The sequence below is a fragment of the Hydrogenophaga soli genome (assembly GCF_054777695.1).
On record NZ_BAAHAK010000002.1, the window covers coordinates 99,854 to 122,291 of the forward strand.

22 protein-coding genes are annotated in these 22,438 nt (G+C 61.3%); 6 read left to right on the forward strand and 16 right to left on the reverse strand.

Annotated elements, in window-relative coordinates; translation table 11 throughout:
- Position 1: 1 nt before the first annotated feature.
- The 3 genes from ACYVB7_RS03555 (at position 2) to ACYVB7_RS03565 (ending at position 4,594) form a co-directional block, all read left to right on the forward strand.
- A complete protein-coding gene (locus ACYVB7_RS03555; RefSeq protein ID WP_460505193.1) occupies positions 2-1,111 on the forward strand; it encodes an efflux RND transporter periplasmic adaptor subunit in 1,110 nt (369 codons plus the stop codon).
- Positions 1,108-4,188 (forward strand): efflux RND transporter permease subunit, encoded by a 3,081-nt coding sequence (locus ACYVB7_RS03560; RefSeq protein WP_460505194.1) that lies wholly within the window; start codon positions 1,108-1,110, stop codon positions 4,186-4,188. The genes ACYVB7_RS03555 and ACYVB7_RS03560 overlap by 4 nt, the downstream gene beginning before the upstream one ends.
- Positions 4,189-4,288: 100 nt before the next feature.
- Entirely contained in the window at positions 4,289-4,594 is a 306-nt protein-coding gene (locus ACYVB7_RS03565) for a hypothetical protein (RefSeq protein ID WP_460505195.1), read from the forward strand.
- Positions 4,595-4,651: 57 nt separating this feature from the next.
- On the opposite strand, the gene ACYVB7_RS03570 is transcribed toward ACYVB7_RS03565, so the two are convergent.
- Together ACYVB7_RS03570 and ACYVB7_RS03575 are read right to left on the reverse strand one after the other, a co-directional pair.
- Positions 4,652-6,580, reverse strand: a complete 1,929-nt coding sequence (locus ACYVB7_RS03570) for a GGDEF domain-containing protein (protein WP_460505196.1) — start codon at positions 6,578-6,580, stop codon at positions 4,652-4,654.
- Between the two features lie 158 nt (positions 6,581-6,738).
- The gene (locus ACYVB7_RS03575) at positions 6,739-8,100 is read right to left on the reverse strand and encodes a DUF3422 family protein (RefSeq protein ID WP_460505197.1); all 1,362 of its coding nucleotides are present in this window, start codon (positions 8,098-8,100) and stop codon (positions 6,739-6,741) included.
- A 178-nt stretch (positions 8,101-8,278) separates the two neighbouring features.
- Between ACYVB7_RS03575 and ACYVB7_RS03580 the strand changes: the two genes are divergently transcribed.
- Entirely contained in the window at positions 8,279-8,869 is a 591-nt protein-coding gene (locus tag ACYVB7_RS03580) for a hypothetical protein (RefSeq protein WP_460505198.1), read from the forward strand.
- Positions 8,870-8,888: 19 nt separating this feature from the next.
- Here the strand turns inward: ACYVB7_RS03580 and ACYVB7_RS03585 are convergent, their stop codons facing one another.
- The 6 genes from ACYVB7_RS03585 to ACYVB7_RS03610 are packed head-to-tail and all read right to left on the reverse strand — an operon-like array spanning position 8,889 to position 14,582.
- On the reverse strand, positions 8,889-9,995 hold the full coding sequence (locus ACYVB7_RS03585) for a protein-glutamate methylesterase/protein-glutamine glutaminase (protein ID WP_460505199.1): 1,107 nt from the start codon (positions 9,993-9,995) through the stop codon (positions 8,889-8,891).
- A 15-nt stretch (positions 9,996-10,010) separates the two neighbouring features.
- Positions 10,011-10,667 (reverse strand): chemoreceptor glutamine deamidase CheD, encoded by a 657-nt coding sequence (gene cheD / locus ACYVB7_RS03590; protein ID WP_460505200.1) that lies wholly within the window; start codon positions 10,665-10,667, stop codon positions 10,011-10,013.
- A gap of 25 nt (positions 10,668-10,692) precedes the next feature.
- Positions 10,693-11,547 (reverse strand): CheR family methyltransferase, encoded by an 855-nt coding sequence (locus ACYVB7_RS03595; RefSeq protein ID WP_460505201.1) that lies wholly within the window; start codon positions 11,545-11,547, stop codon positions 10,693-10,695.
- Positions 11,548-11,606: 59 nt separating this feature from the next.
- Positions 11,607-13,733 carry a chemotaxis protein CheA gene (locus ACYVB7_RS03600; protein WP_460505202.1) on the reverse strand — a complete coding sequence of 709 codons (2,127 nt, stop codon included), beginning with the start codon at positions 13,731-13,733 and terminating at the stop codon, positions 11,607-11,609.
- 46 nt (positions 13,734-13,779) lie between these two features.
- Positions 13,780-14,142: a response regulator gene (locus ACYVB7_RS03605; RefSeq protein WP_460505203.1), complete on the reverse strand. Its 363-nt coding sequence runs from the start codon at positions 14,140-14,142 to the stop codon at positions 13,780-13,782.
- 41 nt (positions 14,143-14,183) lie between these two features.
- Positions 14,184-14,582, reverse strand: a complete 399-nt coding sequence (locus tag ACYVB7_RS03610; protein ID WP_460505204.1) for a hypothetical protein — start codon at positions 14,580-14,582, stop codon at positions 14,184-14,186.
- Positions 14,583-14,809: 227 nt separating this feature from the next.
- Between ACYVB7_RS03610 and ACYVB7_RS03615 the strand changes: the two genes are divergently transcribed.
- Together ACYVB7_RS03615 and ACYVB7_RS03620 are read left to right on the forward strand one after the other, a co-directional pair.
- Positions 14,810-15,925, forward strand: coding sequence for a sensor histidine kinase (locus ACYVB7_RS03615; RefSeq protein ID WP_460505205.1), 1,116 nt, complete (start codon positions 14,810-14,812; stop codon positions 15,923-15,925).
- Positions 15,903-16,532: a response regulator transcription factor gene (locus ACYVB7_RS03620; protein ID WP_460505206.1), complete on the forward strand. Its 630-nt coding sequence runs from the start codon at positions 15,903-15,905 to the stop codon at positions 16,530-16,532. The genes ACYVB7_RS03615 and ACYVB7_RS03620 overlap by 23 nt, the downstream gene beginning before the upstream one ends.
- An 11-nt stretch (positions 16,533-16,543) precedes the next feature.
- On the opposite strand, the gene fliR is transcribed toward ACYVB7_RS03620, so the two are convergent.
- From fliR to ACYVB7_RS03660, 8 genes are all read right to left on the reverse strand, one after another.
- Entirely contained in the window at positions 16,544-17,311 is a 768-nt protein-coding gene (fliR, locus tag ACYVB7_RS03625; protein ID WP_460505207.1) for a flagellar biosynthetic protein FliR, read from the reverse strand.
- 15 nt (positions 17,312-17,326) lie between these two features.
- Positions 17,327-17,596 carry a flagellar biosynthetic protein FliQ gene (gene fliQ / locus ACYVB7_RS03630; protein ID WP_460505208.1) on the reverse strand — a complete coding sequence of 90 codons (270 nt, stop codon included), beginning with the start codon at positions 17,594-17,596 and terminating at the stop codon, positions 17,327-17,329.
- Between the two features lie 11 nt (positions 17,597-17,607).
- Complete coding sequence (fliP, locus tag ACYVB7_RS03635; protein WP_460505690.1) at positions 17,608-18,318, reverse strand: flagellar type III secretion system pore protein FliP; 711 nt, start codon at positions 18,316-18,318, stop codon at positions 17,608-17,610.
- 40 nt (positions 18,319-18,358) lie between these two features.
- Entirely contained in the window at positions 18,359-18,664 is a 306-nt protein-coding gene (locus ACYVB7_RS03640; protein ID WP_460505209.1) for a flagellar biosynthetic protein FliO, read from the reverse strand.
- 5 nt (positions 18,665-18,669) lie between these two features.
- Positions 18,670-19,098 (reverse strand): flagellar motor switch protein FliN, encoded by a 429-nt coding sequence (gene fliN, locus ACYVB7_RS03645; RefSeq protein ID WP_460505210.1) that lies wholly within the window; start codon positions 19,096-19,098, stop codon positions 18,670-18,672.
- Positions 19,088-20,092 (reverse strand): flagellar motor switch protein FliM, encoded by a 1,005-nt coding sequence (gene fliM / locus ACYVB7_RS03650; protein ID WP_460505211.1) that lies wholly within the window; start codon positions 20,090-20,092, stop codon positions 19,088-19,090. Before fliM ends, fliN begins: the two co-directional genes overlap by 11 nt.
- 18 nt (positions 20,093-20,110) lie before the next feature.
- Positions 20,111-20,701 (reverse strand): flagellar basal body-associated FliL family protein, encoded by a 591-nt coding sequence (locus ACYVB7_RS03655; RefSeq protein WP_460505212.1) that lies wholly within the window; start codon positions 20,699-20,701, stop codon positions 20,111-20,113.
- 111 nt (positions 20,702-20,812) lie between these two features.
- Positions 20,813-22,438: a flagellar hook-length control protein FliK gene (locus ACYVB7_RS03660; protein WP_460505213.1), complete on the reverse strand. Its 1,626-nt coding sequence runs from the start codon at positions 22,436-22,438 to the stop codon at positions 20,813-20,815.

Sequence of the window (22,438 nt, forward strand, 5' to 3'; positions counted from 1 at the left end):
CATGAACTTTGCCGTTGTGTTGTCCCGCCGCACCACCCTTGCCCTGTCTGTCAGCGCCGCGCTGGCCGTGATGGCCTGGGGGGTGTCCACCCAAACCCAAGCGCAGCAAGCCCCCGCCGGGGCCGCAGCGCCCGCCAAGGCCGCCCTCACCGTGCAGGTGGTGCGCCCCTCGGCGGCCAGCATGCCCGTCACCCTGTCGGCCAGCGGCAACGTGGCCGCTTGGCAGGAAGCCAGCATTGGCGCAGAAACCCAGGGCCTGCGCCTGGCCGAACTGCGCGCCGACGTGGGGGACCGCGTGACCGCCGGGCAGGTGCTGGCCCGCCTGGCCGACGACACCGTGAAGGCCGACCTGGCCCAGGCCGAAGCCGCGTGGGCCGAGGCCAAGGCCCAGGCCGCCCAGGCCGTGGCCGACGCCCAGCGCGCCCGCAGCCTGGAGGGCAGCGGCGCCCTCAGCGCCCAGGCCATTGCCCAGTACGTCACCGCCGAGCAGACCGCACAGGCTCGGGTGGCCTCGGCCCAGGCCCGGGTGGCGGCGGAGCGGCTGCGCCTGTCGTTCACCGAGGTGCGTGCGCCTGATGCGGGCGTCATCAGCGCCCGTCCCGCCACCTTGGGGGCGGTGCCCGGCAGCGGGCAGGAGCTGTTCCGCCTGATCCGCCAGGGCCGCCTGGAGTGGCGGGCCGAGGTGCCGTTTGCCGAACTGGCCCGCCTGAAGGCCGGGCAGAAGGTGGCGGTGCAGACGCCCGGTGGCCAGGCGGTGGACGGCGTGGTGCGCCAGGTGGCCCCCACGGTGGACGCGGCCTCGCGCAACGGCCTGGTGTATGTGGACCTGCCCAAGGCCGTGGACCTGCGCCCCGGCATGTTCGTGCGCGGGGAGTTCCGTCTGGCGGCCCGCCAGGTCAACACCCTGCCGGCCAGCGCCGTGCTGCTGCGCGACGGTTTCGAGGTGGTGATGCGCGTGGGTGATGACCAGAAGGTCAGCCAGACCAAGGTGCAGGTGGTGGGCCGACAGGCCGACCGCGTGGCCATCGAGGGGCTGCCCGCCGACGCCCAGGTGGTGGAGCGCGGTGCGGCTTTCCTGTCGGACGGTGACAGCGTGAAGGTGGTGAAATGAACGTTTCGTCCTGGTCCATCCGCAACCCCATCCCGGCCATCATGGCCTTTGTGCTGCTGTCCTTGGCGGGGCTGGTGGGGTTCCAATCCATGAAGGTGCAGAACTTCATGGACCTGGAGCTGCCCACCGTGACCGTGTCGGCCAGCCTGCCCGGGGCTGCCCCGGCGCAAATGGAAACCGAGGTGGCCCGCAAGATCGAGAACTCGGTGGCCACGCTGCAGGGCATCAAGCACATCTACAGCAAGGTGCAGGACGGCACGGCCACGGTGACGGTGGAGTTCCGCCTGGAAAAACCGACCCAGGAGGCCGTGGACGACGTGCGCGATGCCGTCAACCGCATCCGCGGCGACCTGCCCGGTGACCTGCGCGACCCGCAGATCACCAAGCTCAACCTGTCGGGTGCGCCCATCCTGACCTACACCATCCAAGCCCCGCGCATGGACGACGAGGCCCTGAGCTGGTTCGTGGACAACGACGTGACCAAGGCGCTGCTGGCCGTCAATGGCGTGGGGTCGGTGGCCCGGGTGGGTGGGGTCACGCGCGAGGTGCGCGTGGCGCTGGACCCGGCCCGCCTGCTGGCGCTCAAGGCCACGGCGGCGGATGTGTCGCGCCAGCTGCGGGCGGTGCAGCAGGACTCGTCAGGGGGCCGTGCCGAATGGGGTGGGGCCGAGCAGACGGTGCGCACCCTGGCCACCGTGCGCTCGGCTTCGGAGCTGGCGGCGTTGGACATCCCGTTGTCGGACGGGCGGCGCATCCGCCTGGGTGACGTGGCCCAGGTGAGCGACACCGTGGCCGAACAGCGCAGCACCGCCTTGCTGGATGGCAAGCCCGTGGTGGGCTTTGAAATCACCCGCAGCCGGGGCGCCAGCGAGGTGGAGGTGGACGCCGGGGTCAGCCGCGTGCTGGCGCAGTTGAAGGAGGCCCACGCGGGCGTGAGTTTTGTGCAGGCCTTCAACATGGTGGACCCGGTCACCGAGAACTACGAAGGCTCCATGACCCTGCTGTACGAGGGCGCGGTGCTGGCCATCATCGTGGTGTGGTTCTTCCTGCGCGACTGGCGGGCCACTTTTGTGGCGGCGGCGGCCTTGCCGCTGTCGGTCATTCCCGCGTTTGTGGGCATGTGGTACCTGGGGTTCTCCATCAACATCGTCACGCTGCTGAGCCTGTCGCTGGTCATCGGCATCCTGGTGGACGATGCCATCGTGGAAATCGAGAACATCGTGCGCCACCTGCGCATGGGCAAATCGCCTTACCAGGCGGCCATGGAGGCGGCGGATGAAATCGGCCTGGCGGTGATCGCCACCACGTTCACGCTGATTGCGGTGTTCCTGCCCACGGCCTTCATGGGCGGCATTCCGGGCAAGTTCTTCAAGCAGTTCGGTTGGACGGCGGCGCTGGCGGTGTTTGCGTCGCTGGTGGTGGCGCGCATGCTCACGCCCATGATGGCGGCCTACATTCTCAAGCCCATTGCGGAGCATGGCGAGCCCAAGGACGGCCGCATCATGGCCGCCTACATGCGCACGGCGGCCTGGTGCATGCGCCACCGCTGGATGACCATGCTGATGTCGGGGGCGTTTTTTGTGGGGTCGGTGGCGCTCATCCCGCTGCTGCCCACCGGCTTTGTGCCGCCCGACGACTTCGGGCAGAGCCAGGTCAGCATCGAACTGCCGCCGGGCAGCACCTTCCAGGACACGCTGGCCGCCGCCGAGCAGGCACGGGCGTTGGTGGTTGAGAACCCACACGTCAAGCGCGTGTACACCGCAGTGGGCGGCGGCGCGTCGGGCAGCGACCCGTTTGCGGGCGGCGGTGCCGCCGAGGTGCGCAAGGCCACGCTCACGCTCACGCTGACGCCGCGCACCGAGCGCCCCGGGGTGCGCAAGCAGCTGATCGAGGCCGACCTGCGCGAGCGCATGAAAAACCTGCCCGGAGCCCGCGTCAAGGTGGGCTTGGCAGGCAATGGCGAGGCCTATGTGCTGGTGCTGTCGGGTGACGACGGGGCCGCGCTGGCCGAAGCTGCGCGGGCGGTGGAGCGCGATTTGCGCACCATCCCCGGCCTGGGCAACATTGCCTCCACCGCCAGCCTGATCCGCCCCGAGGTGGTGGTGCGACCCGACGCCGCCCGCGCTGCCGATGCGGGGGTGACCAGTGCCGCCATGGCCGACACCCTGCGCCTGGCCACCAGTGGCGACTACGACAGCGGCCTGGCCAAGCTGAACCTGGCGCAGCGGCAAATCCCCATCGTGGTTCGCCTGCCGCAACAGGCCCGCCAGGAGCCCGGTTTTCTGGGGCAACTGACGGTGCCCGGTGCCAAAGGCCCGGTGCCTTTGGCCAACGTGGCCAGCATCGCCATGGAAAGCGGTCCGGCCCAGATCGACCGTTACGACCGCCAGCGCAACATCAACTTCGACATCGAGCTCAACGGCCAACCCCTGGGCGACGTGGCCCAGAAGATCCAGGCCCTGCCCAGCCTCAACAACCTGCCCGCCGGGGTGAAGCAGGCCACGCTGGGCGACGCCGAGGTGATGGGCGAGCTGTTCACCAGCTTTGGCCTGGCCATGTTGGCCGGGGTGCTGTGCATCTACATCGTGCTGGTGCTGCTGTTCAAGGGCTTTGCCCAGCCGGTCACCATCCTGGCGGCGCTGCCCTTGTCGTTGGGTGGGGCGTTTGTGGCTTTGCTGCTCACGCGCAACCCGTTCTCCATGCCCTCGCTCATCGGGCTGCTGATGCTCATGGGCATTGCCACCAAGAATTCCATCTTGCTGGTGGACTACGCCATCCTGGCCCGCCGCGAGGGCAAGTCGCGGTGGGATGCGTTGCTGGACGCCTGCCACAAACGTGCCCGCCCCATCGTCATGACCACCATCGCCATGGGCGCGGGCATGATGCCCATTGCCCTGGGGCTGGGGGCCGACCCCAGCTTCCGCCAGCCCATGGCGGTGTCGGTCATCGGCGGGCTCATCACCTCCACCTTCTTGAGCCTGCTGGTGATCCCGGTGGTGTTCACCTACGTGGACGACGGCGTGCAATGGACCCTGCGCCTGCTGCGCCGGGGTCGGTCGAAAGCGGTGCAAGCTTGATTGCCCATGGGGGTCGGTAAGCCAAGGGGCGTGATTCGGCGTGGCATCGCGCCCTCGGTCCGTGTGGGCCGCGCATGCCCTTGCGCTTTGGAGCCCCTGCATGTCCTCACGCCTGTTCCAGTTTGGAGAAGAGATTGACGGTTACCCCGTGCGGGTGCTGAACGAGCGTGCCGTGCGTGCCGCCGCGGGTTTGTTGCTGCTGGGCAACTTTCAGCCCACCCGGTGGTTTGTGCTGATCTTTTTGCTGGACATGGGCGTGCAAGGGGCCGCTCAACATGGGGTGGTGACGGGTGAGTCACCCACCGTTGAGCCAGCCGAGGCAGACGCGCAGCGCTGCCAGGTGCCCGCGTTTGCCAAGGCCTTGGGCCACGAGCAGATGTGGAAGCAGCACCACCACTGCCCGTGATGGGCAGTCACTTATTGATAGCTGTTCGCGCTTATGAATAAAGCGCTAGAGGCTATTTTATGATGTAGTTTTTTGGGGCGGGTCGGTGGCCAGCACCACCTGATTGCGGCCCTGCGCCTTGGCTTGGTAGAGGGCGTCGTCTGCCCGTTTGACCAGTTCGGCCGCTGTGTGGTTGGTGTTGGGCAGGGTGACCGCCACGCCAATGCTGATGGTCACATGGCCCACGGGAGAAATGTCGTGTGGCCACTGTCCGGCGGACACGGCACTGCACAGCTTGTGGGCCAGGGCCATGGCGTCCACGGGGTTCTGGGGCGAGCAGATCACCACAAACTCCTCGCCGCCGTAGCGGGCCGTCACGTCGCCGGCCCGGCAGGCCTGGGCTTTCAGGGTCTGGGCGATGGCGCACAGGCAATCGTCCCCGGCCAGGTGGCCGTAGCGGTCGTTGTACCGCTTGAACCAATCCACGTCGATCATCATCACCGCCAGGGGGTTGCCGGTGCGCAGGGCGCGCTGCCACTCCTGCTGCAAGGCCTCGTCGAAGTGGCGGCGGTTGAACAGGCCCGTGAGCGTGTCGGTGGCACTGAGGGCCACCAGTTGTCGGTTGGCGTCTTCCAGCGCCGAGGTGCGTTCCTGAACCTTCAGCTCCAGCTGGCTTTGGGCCTCCTGGATGCGGGCCGTCATGCAGGCAAATTCACGGGCCAGTTGCCCCACCTCGTCGGACGACTGGGTGGGCAGCAGCTCGGGCGACATCCGTTCGCGTGACATGCCCAGCTGGCGGGTGGCGGCGATCAGCCGTGACAGCGGAATGGCCACCTGCTTTTGCAGGATGGAGCGGAGGATGAACACCTCCACCAGCAGCGTCAGCAGTCCCAGCGCCACAACGATGACCAGGTTGGTCAGGATGGCGGTGTTCATCAGTTGGCGGGGATAGTGCACCGCCAGCACCCAGGGCGTGCCGGGGATGATGCCTTGGGCCACGATGTCACTGACCGTCTGAACCACCGTGGCCTGCCCGGCTTTGACCTGGGGGAGGGCGGCCAGCAGCGGGTAGTCGTTGGTGATGGACAGCGAACGGATGGAGGCCTTGCCTTCGCTGGTCTGGATGTCGTCCACATGCGCCGGGTGGTACAGCAGGGTGCCGTCGGCGTCGTTCATGAACAGGGTGCTGTAGGCCCCCTGGATGGATGGGCGGGCGGTGCGCAGCATCAGCTCGTCCAGCAGCACGTCCACGCAAGCCAGGATGCGGTGCTTGCCGGCCGCGGTGGCTTCATCGGGGGTGGCGACCGTGGTCATCCACGCCTTGTTCGACGGGTCCCAGTACATCTGGGTGAAAAAGGTCTCGTGGCTGGGTGAGCCAAACCCGCGGGTGTAGAACTCGAAGTTGTTGAGGTTCAGGGCGTCCGGCCCTGAGTAGCTGAACTCCCGGGCAATGTCCACCGCCTGGTGGATGGGGAAGCCCTTTTCTGGCACCACGCCATAAAAATTGAACAATCGGCCCTTGGCGCTGGAGCCGTACTTGTGCGAGAGCTGGTACGACAAGGCAAAACGCGCCTTGGTGTCGTCGTTGGGGGGGATGTCGGGGGCGTAGGTGGCCGACATGTTGGCAAACCGCCGCCCGTCGGGCAGCGGCTGGCCTTCAAACAGGCCCGGTCGTTGGGTGTACGACCCGTCCGGGTGCTGGAGAAAGATCAGCCCGAAGTCTTTGACCAGCGCTGCGTGGGCGTCGGGCCGGGTGTCGATGTCCTTGAACTCGGCCAGGAAGTTCTTCTGCAGGTCCTTGATTTCCTGGAAGGGCAGGGATTCCCGTTGCAAGGTCTGTTCGGTGGACAACTGCAGCTGGCGGGTCACGGCCGATTCGATGTCCTTCAGGTTGACTGTGTAGGACACGGCGCCCGCCACCAGGGACACCAGGCCAATGCGGAGCAAGGCCAATTTGAGGGCTCGGTTGGCCAGGGTGGTGGGTTTGACGATCTCAGGGGCACTCATGTTGGTGGTGGGCGTTGCTGCGTGTGGATGAAAGTCCTCGTGCATTCCTGTTCGGGTGGGGGTTTCCGGGCAGGTTCTCGTGGACGCGGAGGGCCATCAACGGATCAAGGGTGGGTCAACCACTGACATCAGTCAAGCGCCAGGCCATGTTTTCTTTGTTACCCATGGTCGGTGGTGTGAAGCCGTGCATGGATGCGCCGGGTGGTTCGCCACACGGCCCACAGCACCAGCGGAATCAACGCGCCGACGGCCATCTCGGGCTCCACGGGGATTCCCGCCGCCTTGGCCGCTTTGGCTCCGTACAGCAACAGGCTGACCACGTAATAGCTGATGGCGGCAATGGACAGGCCTTCCACGGTGGTTTGCAGGTGCAGTTGAAGGGCTTGCCCGCGGGTCAGTTTTTCCAGCAGCTGCTGGTTTTGTGATTCGGTGGCAATGTCCACACGCGTGCGCAACAGCGAGGTGGTGCGGGTGATGCGGTCCGACAGCGACTCCAGCCGCCGCGCCGTGGAGGCCACCGTGGCCATGGCCGGTGACAACCGGCGCCCCATGAACTCGCCCAGGGTCTGCGTGCCGGGGATGGCCTGTTCCCTCAACTCGGCAATGCGTTGCTTCACGATGCCGTGGTACGCCTCGGTGGCGGCAAACCGGTAGGCGTGGTCGGCGGTCATGCGTTCGATGCGGGCCGCCAGGCTGGCCAGACGGTCCAGCAGCACAGGGTCCGATTCAGCGCTGTGGTCGACCAGCGCAGTGATGTCGGCCAACTCACGCTCGGCCTTTCCCAGCTGCGGCATGATCATCTTGGCAACGGGCAAGCCCAGCAGCGCCATGAGCCGATAGGTTTCCATCTCCAGCAGCCGGGCGGACACCCGCCCGGCCCGGGTCTCGCTGGTGCCCGGGGGGGCCAGTACCAGCATGCGCTCGAATCCGGAGGGGCGAAGCCGAAAATCCGTCACGGCCCAGGAATGGCCGTTGGTGCCCATGACCGAGGCCACCACGGTGCGGTGACTGAACCAGGCCCGGGCCTCTTCCAGGGTGTGGGCAGCGTCGTTCAGTTCCGCATGCGCCAGCACCAGCTTGATGGCCGCAATGGTCTGGCCCGGAATGGCCTGAAGCCATGCGGGTGCGATGGCCAGGTTGCTCAACAAGTCCGGGTCCACCCCGCCCAGCTCGGCTCGCGGGGGCAGGGGTTGAACCAGGGAGTACCGCGTGAACTCGCTGTGGCGTTCCCACTTCAGGGTGTGGGTGCCAAAGCGCAGGCGCAAGAAGTTCTCTTGCAGATCGGCCACAGTGAGGTGCTGCTGCCCAGGCAACTGGCGCAGGTGCTCGCATTCCTGTTCACGTGAAATGCCGTCGTTCAGCACCGCCACATACACCACCAAGGCGGGCAGCCGGATGCGGGCGGACGGGCGTGCATGCACCTCGTTGTGCAGGGCGTGGCGCAGTTGGGCATCCGCGGGCAGGTACACCGCCGTGCGTTCGGTGTGAGCAACGAAGTCGGGTTCAGGCGCGTGCGTCATGGGGCTATTTTCAGGGGGAGCGTGCCTGTTTGAGGGGCATGTAACACACCAAAGGATGAACAAACGTTGAAAAAAGAGGGGGAATGCAACTTTTTTCTAAAGATTGCTTCAGGCGGGCCGATAGATCAACCGACAAGAGGGGTGTTCCCCGTGTGTTTGTGGTGAGAGGAGTGTTGCCATGCTGTCATTGCCGAGCATCAATACGACCAGCCCCCCTGTGCTGGCGTCACGCCCTGCGTTGGTGTCTGACGCGGTGCGTTCTGCTTCTTCAACAGGTTCTGCTTCAGCCATTGAACCCACTTCCGCCATCAGCAAGCAGCGCTCCAGGGTGGACAACCGGCAAGATCAACCGTCCGTGGAGTCTGGTCAGCTGGTGCAGGCAGGGCAGACTGCTCGCATGCAGTCTTCGGCGATTCAGGTCAATGGGGCCGAGCCCCGGTCAACGAAGGACGCCCCGCCCTCAGAGAAGAGTCCAGTTCAAAGAGCGTTGGACGTGCAAATTCGCGAGTTGTTGGCCAACGTATGGAATGCCAGTGGGAAAGCGGTCGATTTCTTGCTGGGCAGAGACGACACACTGCTTGAACAGACGCTGAAAGAGGTGCAGCTTCCCGTGGAGGTGGATTTGCTGACGGGGATGAAAGCTGCAAATCCAGGGGGCAACCCAACCCCCGGAAAGCCCCCTTCGGCGGGGAGCGTGCAGTCTTACAACGCGTCAGGCAATGCCAACGGGACGTTGTCCCGTGGGCTGTTGCTGGATTTGGTGGCCTGAGTTGGCCTGATCGTGTGCATCAAATGCGGTGACGCACCGCAGCACTGCCCACCGCCAGCTTTTCCATCAGCGTGATGGGGATCTGCTTCAGGGGCAACACTTCGTTGGCGGCACCGGCCTGGATGGCCATGCGTGGCATCCCAAACACCACGCAAGTGGCCTCGTCCTGGCAGATGTTGTAGCTGCCCGCATCACGCATTTCTTTCATCGCCTGTGCGCCGTCTGCGCCCATGCCGGTCAGCATCACCCCATAAGCGTTGGGCCCCAACACCTTGGCGGCAGAGCGGAACAGCACTTCGACGGAAGGCTTGTGTCGGTTCACGGGTTCGGTGTCTTCCACCACGGCCACGTAATTGGAGCCACTGCGGTCAATTCGGAACTGCTTGCCACCCGGAGCGATGTAAGCGTGCCCGGGCAGGATCCGTTCGCCGTTCGACGCTTCTTTCACACTGATGCGGCACAGCGAATCCAGTCGGGCCGCAAAGCTGGTGGTGAAGCCCGGGGGCATGTGTTGGGTGATGACAATGGCAGGAGAGTCCGCGGGCAGGGGGACCAGCACCTCGCGGATGGCTTCGGTTCCGCCAGTGGAGGCCCCGATGCAGATCACCTTTTCCGTGGACAGACGGCTTGGGGTTGGGCGCACAGCGGTTGATGCGGGGGCCGCTGCCACGGTTTTGCCCGGGGTCTTCACGGTTTCGGGCGGGGTTGACGTGTGGCGGCTCACATGCGCCACGGCGGCGGTGCGAATCTTGTCAACAATTTCGGTGGACAGTTCTTTCAGCCCAGACGACACCCCAATGCGTGGCTTGGCCACAAAGTCGATGGCCCCCATTTCCAGCGCCCGCATGGTGATTTCCGCGCCTTTTTCGGTCAGCGTGGACACCATCACCACCGGCATGGGGCGAAGGCGCATCAGCCGGGACAGGAAATCCAATCCGTCCATGCGCGGCATTTCCACGTCCAGCGTGATGACGTCCGGGTTGAGTTCTCGGATCATTTCGCGAGCGATCAGCGGATCGTTCGCGGCGCCCACACAGGTCATGTCGGGCTGTTGGTTGATGATCTCGGTCAGTAGGCTGCGAACCAGCGCTGAGTCGTCGACCACGACAACCCTGATTTTTCCCATGCTCAAAAAACTCCATTAAAAAAGATCGACCGACCCACCTGCGGTGGTCTTGGCCAGCACGGCCGCACTGCCTTTGCGTTCCGTGGTTTCCAGTGTCTCGGGGTGCGAATGGGCCAGCTTTTTCACCATCGCCTTGCCTGAGGTGGGGAAAAACACCACCTTACGCGGGTAGATGTCCAGCACATCCTTGGACACGATGGTGATGCGCTCCGTGTGCAAGTAGTCCAGCACAAAACGCGTGTTGCGCTCGCCGACGTTCATGGTGGTGAATCCTGCCATGACTTGGCCTCCGCCGAACACCTTGGCTTGCATGCTTTCGCGCCGCGCCCCCAGTTTGATCATTTCGTTGATCAACAATTCCATGGCATAGGATCCGTAACGACCGGAGGTGTCGGCGCTGTCACCTTCCGGCAGCATGAAGTGGTTCATTCCGCCCACCGACACTTTGGGGTCCCAGATGCAGGCCGCAATGCAGGAACCCAACACCGTCATGATCACGATGTCCTGGTTGGACACGAAGTATTCGCCCGGCAGGACTTTGACGGCGTCGGACTGGAAGTGGTGATCAAAAAAGAAAAAAGAGGCTTCACCCGGCTTGCGCGGCTGGCTGCGCAGCGAGGTCAGGGAACTGCTTTTTTGCAGGCCGACCGATGCCGCAGCGGGTGGCTTCATCGCAGCTCCCGAACCCTGAGGGACGCTATAGGCGTTCATAGACGGTCTTTCCCCTCAGTGCAAACAACGTTTTGGCGTCGGTGAAGTTCTCGGCGTGCCCGACGAACAGCATGCCTCCGCGTTTCATGTTGCGGTGAATGCGCTCCAACACGCGCCGTTGAGTGGCCGCATCGAAGTAGATCATGACGTTGCGGCAAAACACAAAGTCAAAGGGTTCCTTGAAGGGCCAGTTGTCCTGGATGAGGTTGACGGTGAAGAAGTCGATGTGCTTTTGAAGCTCAGGCTTGACCCGAACATACCCGCTGTTCTTGCCCTTGCCCCGCAGGAAGTACTTGCGCAGTTGCTCCGCAGACAGACCTTTGACGTTCTCCGCCTTGTACACCCCGGTCGCCGCCGTCGACAACACCTTGGTGTCGATGTCGCTGCACTGGAGCACGTAATTGGCGTGACTTCCCAGGGTGTCGATCACCGTCATGGCAATGGAATATGGCTCTTCTCCAGTGGATGTGGCGCTGCACCAGATGCGCGGTGTGGCGCCCGAGGGCATCTTCCTCAAGTGATCCGCCAAGATGGAGAAATGGTGCTGTTCCCGAAAAAATGCGGTGAGGTTGGTGGTCAGCGCGTTGATGAATTCTTGCCATTCACCGCCATCGTGACTTTCCAACCAGTCAAGGTAGTCTTTGAAACTGTCGTGACCGGTTTCACGCAATCGCCGCGAGATGCGGCTGTAGACCATGGCGTGCTTGCCATCGTGCAAGCTGATGCCTGCCCGCTGGTAAATCAGCGCTTTGATGCGTGCAAAGTCCTGGTCGCTCCAAACGAACTCCCGACCTTGGTTGAGGTTGGATGTGTCGTCTGAGGCCGCGCCGTGTGGTTTCATGAACAGATGGGGCTGATGGGAAGCCCGGGCAGAACAAAGGACTGCCCGGCGTTTGCAGGTCAATGCCGAGAACGGCGAATCAGTCCGCTGGTGTCCAAAATCAACGCAACTTTGCCGTCCCCAAGGATGGTGGCCCCGGACACGTTGCTCACTTTGCGGTAGTTGCTTTCCAGGTTCTTGATCACCACCTGTTGCTGCCCCAGCAGCTCGTCGACCATGACGGCAACACGTTGGCCTTCGGCCTCGATCACCACCATGATGCTGTTGGCGCTGGTGTAGTCTTTGCGAGGAACCTCAAACACGCGCTCCAACTCAATGACCGGCATGTACTCTTCCCGGACCTTCACGAGCTGGGCGCCCTGGGCAACGGTGTTGATCTCTCCGGGTTTCACCTGGAAAGATTCCACGACAGACGACAGCGGGAGGATGTAAACCTCGTCGCTGACGCGCACCGACATGCCATCCATGATGGCCAAGGTCAATGGCAGGCGCACCATCACCTTCATGCCTTTGCCTTCCCGGGACTCGATTTCCACCGTGCCGTTCAGGGAGGCAATGTTCTTTTTGACCACGTCCATGCCCACACCGCGCCCCGAAACATCGGTGACCACATCGGCGGTTGAGAAGCCTGGTGCAAAGATCAGCTGCCACGCTTCCTGATCCGTGATCTGGTCAGAGACTTCGATGCCCTTTTCCTTGGCCTTGGCAATCAGCTTGTCGCGGTTGAGGCCGCGCCCATCGTCTTTCACCTCAATCAGGATGGAGCCGCCTTGGTGAGAGGCAGACAGAGTGACCGTGCCAGTCTCTGGCTTGCCTGCAGCAGTGCGAACGTCAGGCATTTCAATGCCGTGGTCACAGCTGTTGCGGATCAAATGGGTGAGCGGATCGGTGATCTTCTCGATCAAACCCTTGTCGAGCTCGGTGGCCTCACCATGTGTGACCAGTTCAACCCGTTTGCCCAGTTTGCTGGCCAGATCGCGAAGCATGCGTGGGAACCGACTGAAGACGACCGACATCGGGATCATTCGGATCGACATGACCGACTCTTGAAGGTCGCGGGTGTTTCGATCCAGATCGGCGAGCCCCGCCAGCAACTGCTGGTTCGTCACAGGGTCCAGTGTTCGGCTGTTTTGCGCCAGCATCGCTTGGGTGATGACGAGTTCACCCACAAGGTTGATGAGCTGGTCCACTTTGCTCACGGAAACGCGCAACGTTGACGACTCAAGTTGTGCGGCTTGTGCGGCTGGCTTGATCTCCCCCTTGCCAGGGGCTGCACTGGCTGGTTTTGCCGGTGCGGACGGAACGGGCGTCACCGTTGCAGGAGCGGGACTGGCTACAGAGGCTGGTGCCGCCGTTGAGGCAGACGAGGGGGCGTCGTCGAACAGCCCGAATCCATGGTCTTCCTGGGGCGCTGCGGAGGGTGTCTGCGCGGGTCCCTGACCGATCGGATGAATCCGGATGTTTTCCTTGGCGACGTGGAACGCAAAAAGGTCAATCAGTTCACTGTCGGATGAAGATGTCTCCACCGCGAAAATTCGAGTGAGCTTGTCTTCCGATGGCATGGATTGGATGGTTCCAAGCCCAGCAATGTCCCTGAACAGATCAAAAATGGCGTCTGCTTGTTCAGGGTGATCAATCGGGCCCACGTGGATTTCGAGCTTTCGGACTCCGTCTGTTGCCGGTGATGACGCGGCAGGAGCGGGAGCAGGAGCGGCTGCGACGGGGGCCGGTGGCGGGGCAACCCGCGTCGGGGCAGGGGCCGCGGGGACAGGGGCTCCCCCGGCGGCGAGAACGCGAATTCGCTCCACCAAACTGCTGGTGTCCATTTCTTCGCCTCCGGCTCCTTGGTGTCGGGCCAGGAGGCCTTTCAGGGCGTCCGAAGACTCCAGGAGCACGTCCACCATGGGGGTGCTTGGCTTGAGTTCGTGTCGGCGCAGCTTGTCCAGCAGCGACTCCATCTGGTGGGTGAGCTCCGCCACATCAGCGAAGCCGAACGTGGCAGCCCCCCCTTTGATGGAATGCGCACACCGGAAGATGGCATTCAACTCCTCGTCATCGGCGGTGTCGATGTCGAGGTGAAGCAGCATCTGCTCCATCTGATCCAGGTTTTCACCCGCTTCTTCAAAAAAGATTTCAAAGAACTGGGAAAGGTCGATGGAATCGCCGGAGCCGTGGTTTTCTTGCATGGAAACACCCGTTTTCACCTCTTGCGAGGAGTGCGTGGAGGGAACTTTACTTGATGACTTTTTGAATGATCTCGATCAGGCGACTCGGATCGAAAGGTTTGACCAACCACCCTGTGGCACCAGCAGCGCGCCCTTGTTGCTTCATCTGATCACTGGACTCAGTGGTCAGAATCAGAATGGGTGTGGTTGCAAATGCTGGGTGCTCTCGGAGCTTCCGGGTCAGTCCAAGCCCGTCCAGTCTTGGCATGTTTTGGTCGGTCAGGACGAGGTCGAAAGTCTGGCTTTGAGCTTTTTCCAAAGCATCTTGCCCATCCACGGCTTCGGTGACTTGGTAGCCCGCACCGGTAAGGGTGAAGGAAACCATTTTCCGCATGGAAGCCGAGTCGTCCACGGCAAGGATAGAAGGCATGAAGTTCACCCCGAAAGGTCTAGATGGTTAGGTGAGCAGGTTCAGAAGAGTTCCACAGATCCTGCGTCCATCTCGCTCTGAGTGACTGGATTGGGGCGTGGGGGTTGTACATCAATTTGCACTCCAGGGGCTTCGTCTTCATCGACTCCCATGGCTTCCTCTGCGAGTTTGTATGCGCAGGCCTTGAGGATCTTGTCGGTATGCACCAGCAGTTGAGATGCCATGTCGTGAAACTGAAGTTCGGTGACAGCCTGCTGGAGCGCTTGCCGAATGGCGGGCAGCTCGGATGATCCGCCATGACCCATGTGCGCCAGTGCCGTGTTCGCTGAACTGAACCGATCCATGAGATTCTCCGTCGCATGGTCCAACAGCCCTCCAAGTCGTTGAAGATCGTTCATGGCAATGAGCAGTGAGTCCTGCAGATCGGCCACGGTCGACATCGGCAAATTGATTGTCGGTTGTGAGTGCGGCATGTCTCGTTGGATCGTGGCCTGGGTTGTGAGGACGCTTGTTGCTGGAAAACGGCACCACTACAATTTTCGAAATGCTGAAACTCCACTGCTCAGGCAGTTTATAGAACTTTTGGGTGGTCTCTGTTGATGCCGATCATGCTTGAAATTTTGTGGCCGTCAATCCGGCGGTCAACTGACCGGCGTTGGAAAACCACATGAGCCGCACTCTCCGTGCACTTTATCTTGCAGGAGGCGTGCGAGCATACGACACTGTCGAGGCCGTGCTCCTGAGGGAGTTCGACAGTGTTGACCTGTCGGTGTTTGACTCGCTGGACACTTTTGTGCGGGCTGTGATGGAGCAGCCGCACGACGTTCAACTCGCTGACTACCATTTGCGGGGTGCCACAGGCATTGACGCATGGAATCTGCTGGACCATCGCGATGATGCCGTGCCATTTGTGGTGTTGTTGGATGAAGACGTTGCAGAGGTGGCTTCCATTGACGCGATGCGCAGTGGGGTGAGTGAGTGTGTGTATGCCGAGGATTTTCCTCGCTTGGGGTATGTGGTTTCCAAGCTTCTGGAGCTGTGGGAGGCTCGGCAGGCCCGAATGCAGGCTGATGCCGCATTGGAGGTGTCGCGCAATCAGTTGCTGAGGCTGACCCAGCAGTTGCACGCCAAAGTCGATGAAGAGCGCGCAGCAGTCTCACGGGAAATACACGATGACATTGGTGGGGCCTTGGCCGCTGTCAAGTTCGATCTGGCGTGGATTTCCAGGCGGACTGCTGATCCTGATGTCAAGGAGCGGGTTGCACAAGCCGTCTCCACGTTGCAACAAGCGCTGGATGCCAGTCAGCGCATCATGCTCAACTTGCGCCCGGCCATTTTGGATGAGGGACTGGTTCCCGCGTTGCAGTGGCTGGTGAGCACGTTTCAAAAGCGCACAGGTGCCGAGGTTGTATTGCGTTGCTGCAATGAATCACTGGACCTGTCGGCGGAAGTGCAAACGGTGGCATTCAGTGTGGTGCGAGAGTCTTTGACGAATGTGGTCAAACACGCTCAGGCGTCCAGGGTTGTCGTGGATGTGAGCGATCAGGAAGGCATGTTGACCGTGGAAGTGTCTGACAACGGCGTAGGACTTGCGCCCAAAGCGTTGAGCAAGGCCACTTCGTTCGGGATTCTCGGCTTGCGGGAGCGGGCGCAATCGGTGGGAGGGTGGCTGGATGTGAGCTCTTCAGAGCGAGGTGTTTCCGTGATCCTTTCGGTACCGTTGGATACTGAGAAATTCAATGACATGGCGGAGCTGATCGATGATCAACGTGGTGGTCTGTGATGACCATGCCATGGTTCGCCGTGGCATCAAAGACGCAATTTCCGAGGCGGTAGACCTGCGTGTCGTGGGTGAGGTGGGGAGCTATCCGGAGTTGCGTCAAGTTCTTCGGGAGGTGTCTTGCGATGTCCTGGTGTTGGACCTGAACATGCCTGGCCGGGGGGGGCTGGAGGTCCTTTCAACCTTGAAAGACGAAGGCTCGGCCATCAAGACCTTGGTGGTGTCGATGTATCCGGAAGACCAATACGCCATCCGTTGCCTCAAGGCTGGCGCAATGGGGTACCTGAACAAGTCGGTGGAGCCCGCGGAATTGGTTGCCGCCATCCGTACGCTCATGCAAGGACGCAAGTACGTCACTCAGGAGGTCGCTCAGAAGTTGGTGGACAGCTTGTTGTCGCCCGAGGCGGAGGCGCCTCATGTTAGCTTGTCGGAAAGAGAGCTTCAGACGCTGCAAAAAATGGCGGCGGGTCATCGCCTGTCGGAGATTGCCGACGAGTTGATGCTCAGCCCCAAAACCGTGAGCGTGTATCGGGCTCGGGTGCTTCAGAAGTTGGGGTTGTCAAACAACGCCGAACTGACCGCTTATGCAATCCGGCATTCGCTCATTTGAGGTGGAGGGAGTCAATGCCCACCAAAGATGTCGGCGAGTTGTGCCATCAACTTGACCAGGGGTTGTTCCAGCAGGGAAAGCGTACCTGCCAAACCCAAAAGACCCGCCGACAGCGTCAAGGGGAACCCGATGGCAAATGCGTTCATTTGTGGAGCGACCCGGGACAGCACACCCAGAACAGCGTTCACAAAAAGCAAAACGCCAATCAACGGCAATGCAATCAACAAACCTTGACTGAAGATGATGGCTCCCAGCTCGTGCAATTTGAACTGGGACATGATGTGGAGTGGGCTTTGCCCGATCGGAAAGGTGTGGAAACTGGTCACGATGGTTTGGATCAGCAACAAGTGACCGTTGAGCACCACAAACAGCAGCATGGTGATGTTGCCGAAAAATCGGCCAATGGCACTGGATTGGCTGCTGGTGGCAGGGTCAAAAAAGCCGGCAAAGTTCAACCCCATTTGCAAGCCGATCACTTCCCCCGCCATTTCGACGGATGAGAACACGATGCGAGTGGCCAGGCCCAAGGCCAGCCCAATTCCGACCTGTTGCACAGCAACAGCCATGGCCGTCCGGTCATTCAGCGAAATCAGGGGCTGATCTTGAAGTCCGGCTTGGGCGCACAAGGCAATGAAGAACGCCAACGCCACCCGACTCCGAACGGGAAATGACCGTGCTGACAGCACGGGAGCCGAGCTGAACAGGGCAAGAATTCGCAGGAATGGCCAAAAAACAGGTGTGACCCACGCCATGATCTGAGCTTCGGTGAATCCGATCATGACGTGCGTTGCAGATCAAGCCGCAAATGTCGGGATGGACAGCAGGGTACGGCGGATGAAATCAACCATGGTGGCCAGCATCCAAGGACCCGCGATGGTGAAGACGACGATGGCTGCAATGAGTTTGGGCACAAAGGACAGCGTGGCCTCATGGATCTGCGTGATGGCTTGAAACAGGCTGACGGCCAGTCCCACCACGAGTACCACCGCCAACACCGGGGACGACACCATCAGCAGCAGAAACAGCGCGTTTTGGGCCAGTGTCAGAACGGTTTGTGCATCCATGTTCTGTTCCCTCAGTTGACAAAGCTGGCGGCCAATGAGCCGAGCAACAGGTTCCAGCCATCGGCCAAAACAAACAGCATCAGCTTGAAGGGCAGCGCCACCAGAACAGGTGAGAGCATCATCATGCCCAAGGACATCAAGACGCTGGCGACCACCATGTCAATGACCAGGAACGGAATGAACACCAGAAACCCGATCTGGAATGCCGTTTTCAGTTCGCTGGTGGCAAAGGCTGGAATCAGCACCCGCAAAGGGGCGGTTTCGGGTGTTTCCTTGGCATCGAGTTTGGCCAGTCGAGCGAAGAGTTCAAAGTCCGACTGGCGGGTTTGTTTCAGCATGAACGAGCGGACTGGGGCCTGTGCCGCCTCGGTGGCTTGTTCGAACGTCAGGCGATTCTCTGTGTACGGCACGTAAGCGTCGCGGTACACCTTGTCCAGGGTGGGGCTCATGACGAAAAACGTCAAAAACAGAGACAACCCAATGATGACCTGGTTGGGAGGGGCTGACTGTGTGCCCAGGGCTTGTCGCATCAAACCCAGCACGATGACGATCCGGGTGAATCCCGTCATCATCAGCACGATCGCGGGCAGGAACGACAGCGCCGTGAAGAACAGCAGCGTCTGAATGGGAACGGAATAGCTGGTGCCCGATGCGCCTTGACCAATGACAAGGGGCAATTGCCCACCGCTCTGTGCCCACGCCCATGAGGGGCCGAGGATCATGGCCAACAGCAGAAAACCTCTGCACCAGCCTTGTCGGAGATTACGGCTCAACAGACGCTCCTGAGAGGCGTTCCGGGGGCTGCGAAGGGGGCGTCCATGAATCGAGTACACAGACCGATTGTGCCGTGACTCCAAGCAGGAGCATCCGATGGTGCTCTCCATGTTTGACTTCCAGGGTCACCACCCTCTGATTGGGGCTGATGGGAGAAACAGACACCACGGTGGCCACCTGATGAGGTGGAACCCCGCGGATCCAGCCACGGGTTTTGGCGAGACGGACCAACCCAGGCAGCAGGACAACGGCCAGCAGCAAGGCCAGCGCGGGCCAAGCTTGGGTCCATGACATCGGGGTCACCCTTTGCTCAGGCGCTTGAGCCGTTCGGAGGGGGTCACGATGTCGGTCAGTCGAATACCGAATTTGTCGTTCACCACCACCACTTCGCCTTGTGCAATCAAGTAGCCATTGACCAACACGTCCATGGGCTCGCCGGCCAGGGCATCCAGTTCCACCACAGAGCCTTGTCCCAGTTGGAGGATGTACTTGATGGGCACTTTGGTTCGCCCCAACTCCACCGACAGCTGAACTGGAATGTCCAGCACCATGTTGATGTCATTGTTGGCGGCCGGGCGGCTGGCCGATGCAAACGCATCATCCACCGCGTCAAAGGCGGGGGCTCCGCTGCCACCCGACGAGGCGTGTGTTTGTTCTTCCAGCGCCTGCGCCCACTCGTCGGCCATGGCCTGTTCGGCACTGGGGTCCATTGGGGTGTCAGTTGTCATATTGGTCTCCGATCCAGTTCAATGTGCTTGAGCGCAGGTTTCGCTCCACCTTGAGGGCGTATTTCCCTTTGTGGGTGCCGTACTGGCACTCGAACACGGGCACGCCGTCGACTTTGGCCTGGATGATGGGTTTGCGGTCCAGTTCGATGAAATCGCCAACCTTCATGGCCAGCAGTTGCTCAATGGTGGCGTCGGCACGGGCCAGCTCAGCCACCAGCTGAACTTCGGCGGCTTGAATTTCGTGGCCCAGCACCTTCACCCAACGTTTGTCCACTTCAATCGCATCGCCCTGAACGGCTGAATACAGCACGTCCCGGATGGGTTCCAGCGTGGAATAAGGGATGCACACATGCAATGAGCCGGTGAGATCACCGATTTCCAGCGTGAAGGTGGACGAGACCACAATCTCGCTGGGGGTGGCGATGGTGGCGAATTGAGGCTGCATTTCCGATCGTTGGTAAACCAGCTCAATCGGATAGACCCCTTTCCACGCCTTGGCGTACTCTTCCGAGGCCACGTCCACCAACCGGTTGATGACCCGCTGCTCGGTGGGTGAAAAGTCTCGGCCCTCAATCCGGGTGTGGAACTTGCCCGTTCCTCCGAACAGGCTGTCGATGACCCCGAACAGGAGCGTGGGCTCGCAAACAATCAGGCCATTGCCCCGCAGGGGTTTGACCGCCATGATGTTGAAGTTGGTGGGCACCACCAGTTCGCGCAGGAAGGCGCTGTACTTTTGCACGCTCACGGCACCGACCGAAATCTCGGGGCTGCGGCGGATGAAGTTGAACAACCCCACGCGCAAGTTGCGAGCAAAACGCTCGTTGACGATTTCCATCGTCGGCATCCGGCCCCGAACAATGCGTTCCTGGCTGGACAGGTTGTAGTCACGTATGCCGTCGGTGGGTTCGTCTTCTTTGGCGAGCTTCTGACTCTCACCCGTGACACCTTCCAGAAGGGCGTCAATCTCTTCCTGTGACAGGTAGGATTCACTCATGGTGCGTCCCCCGTGGGTTCATTGAACGATGAAACTGGTGAACAGCACTGCGAGCACGGGCAGTGGTGTTTGAACCTTTTTCTTCTTTTTCTTGGCCGGGGTGTCTGGTTCGTCCTCGTCATCCACCTCGTAACCCAACTGTTCTGAAACCAGTCGGGTGATGGCTCGGACCAGTTTTTCCTTCCCCTCCGGGGCCAGGAGCTCGTCGGCCGTGCGTTGCGAAGCGGCCAGCAGAACAGCATTGCGGACGCTGGGCATGTATTGCTTGACCGTGTCTGCCGTTTTCTGTTCGTCCAGTTGAAGGGTGATGCCCAACTGTACAAATCTGCCACCACCGGGGTCAGCCAGATTCACGACCATGTTGTCCAGCGGCAGATAGACCGGCGGGGCTTTGGGGTCTGGCGTTTTGGCTTTGTGCACGACCTTGGGCGCGGCGGCCTCGTCTCCAGCGGCAGCCTCCTCGTCATGACTCTTCTTTTTCATCAGGAAAAAGGCAACACCCCCACCAATGATCACCACGAGCAAAACCGCTGCAACGATGATGATCAGCAGTTTTTTGCTTTTGGGCTTTTCGGCGACGGCCCCTTCTTCGGCAGGTTTGGCTGACATGGTGTGGCCCTGTGAGTCAGATGACAGATGCGCTGATTATTGGCTGACTGCTGTCCTTCAATGATCTGATCAGACGGAAAAAGACAGCCCACTTTGGCTGAAAGTCAATGTTCAGGCGAACAAGTCCAGGCGCCCCTTCGATGGAAGGGGGGTGTGGGGAGCCGTCCGAGGGGGGGGGTCACCGGAGGTGGATGTTTTGCCGATGCTGGAGCCAGGAGGGGGGCGGTGGCCACTGGCGTGGCCGGATCCGGTTTGTGCGCCTGATCCTCCCATGCTGCCCGCGTTTGCTTGGGCTTCAACGGACACCTGGTTCAGTGTCATCCCTTGTGTTTCAAGCATCGGTTTCAATGTGTTCTCGGCCTGGGATTTCAGGGCGTCCAGGGTGGATGTGTCCATTGCTCCGAAGGTCACGTTCACCATGCCATCGTCCATGGTGACGTGGATGTTCACCGGGTTGGCTCCATCGGCATCGACGGTGAGGGTTGCGGTTTGGGTGCCTTGGGTGATCAGGGTATTCACTTGATCGGTGAGCTGGCTCATCACCTCGGAAAATGAAGCCGTGTTCCCAGGTTCTTGCACATCAGTGGCGGCAGACGAAGGCTGCTGGAACTGCGCATCCATGATCTCTTGGCCCGATGGCCGCCCTCCAGGCTGTTGATCAGATGAGCTTTGGTTGGAACTTGCTTCTTGTGTGGAGGGGGTGCCAGTGATGGCCGTGTTTGCTTCTGTGATGGGGGTGGCCGATGGCACATTGCCTGTGCGACCTTGCGACAGCATCTCTGCCGCCACTTGCTGAATGCCCGCCGTGAGCGAGGTGCTGGGTGCCGAGGACTGTGCTGAAGCGCTGTTGCCCAGATGGGGTGTTGCAGTGGCAAGCTTGACGGTACTGACGTGCCCAGACAGGGCCGCGCCTGCGCGCCAGCCCTGCAGTCGAGCCCTGTTGGTTCCGGCGGTGCTTGGCGCTGCCGCGGATGTGTCTGACGGCCGTCCTTCAGCAAGCTGCCCTGCCGTCAAGTCCTTCGAGTTGTTCAGCGACGCCGAAGAGCTGACATCCCCTTGTCCGAGCGTGGGCATGATTCGACCGCTTTCCAATGGGCGAACATTTTCGACGGATGGCATCGCCAGAGTGACATCAGGTGGTGGCGAGTTTGGGGCGCCATTTGAGAGGGGAGTGCTGCCGTTCACTGTTCCTGTGGTGGAGGTGATTTCGGCAGAGGCTTTGTCAAAAAGCAGGCCGTTCTTCGGCGACTGGTTGTTTGCCGACAGGTTTGACCCAGGCGTGGCGTTCGAGAGAGATGACTCTCCAACAGACGCGCTCAGGGAGACTTCTGTTCCTGCTTTCAATGGAAAACCTGGATCGATCGTGTCTGCTTGGTGACCCCAGTGTCGAGTGTGTGTTGTTGGGCGACCTGCATCTGAATCGGCATTGGACAACGTGGCGTTGGCCTGGGGTTGTCCGGACCGCTGCATGAACTCCGCCAATGGGTACGAGGGCGCTGCCCAGGCTGGATCCGCTCCAGATGCGGCTGTCTCGGGTTCGCCTGGTTTCTTTTTGGCGCTTGGGGTGCTTCCCGACAGATCGAAGGTGTCGTTTGGCTGTTCGTCTGCCTGAAGCATCAGTGCTGCAAAGCTGTTGGCCATGCCGGCCTTGAACTGACCTTGCGGCTTGCCTGTTGTGGCGCGAGTGGCGCTGCCCACAGAACCTTGTTGGGTGGCATGTGATGTCACGGGGGTCAT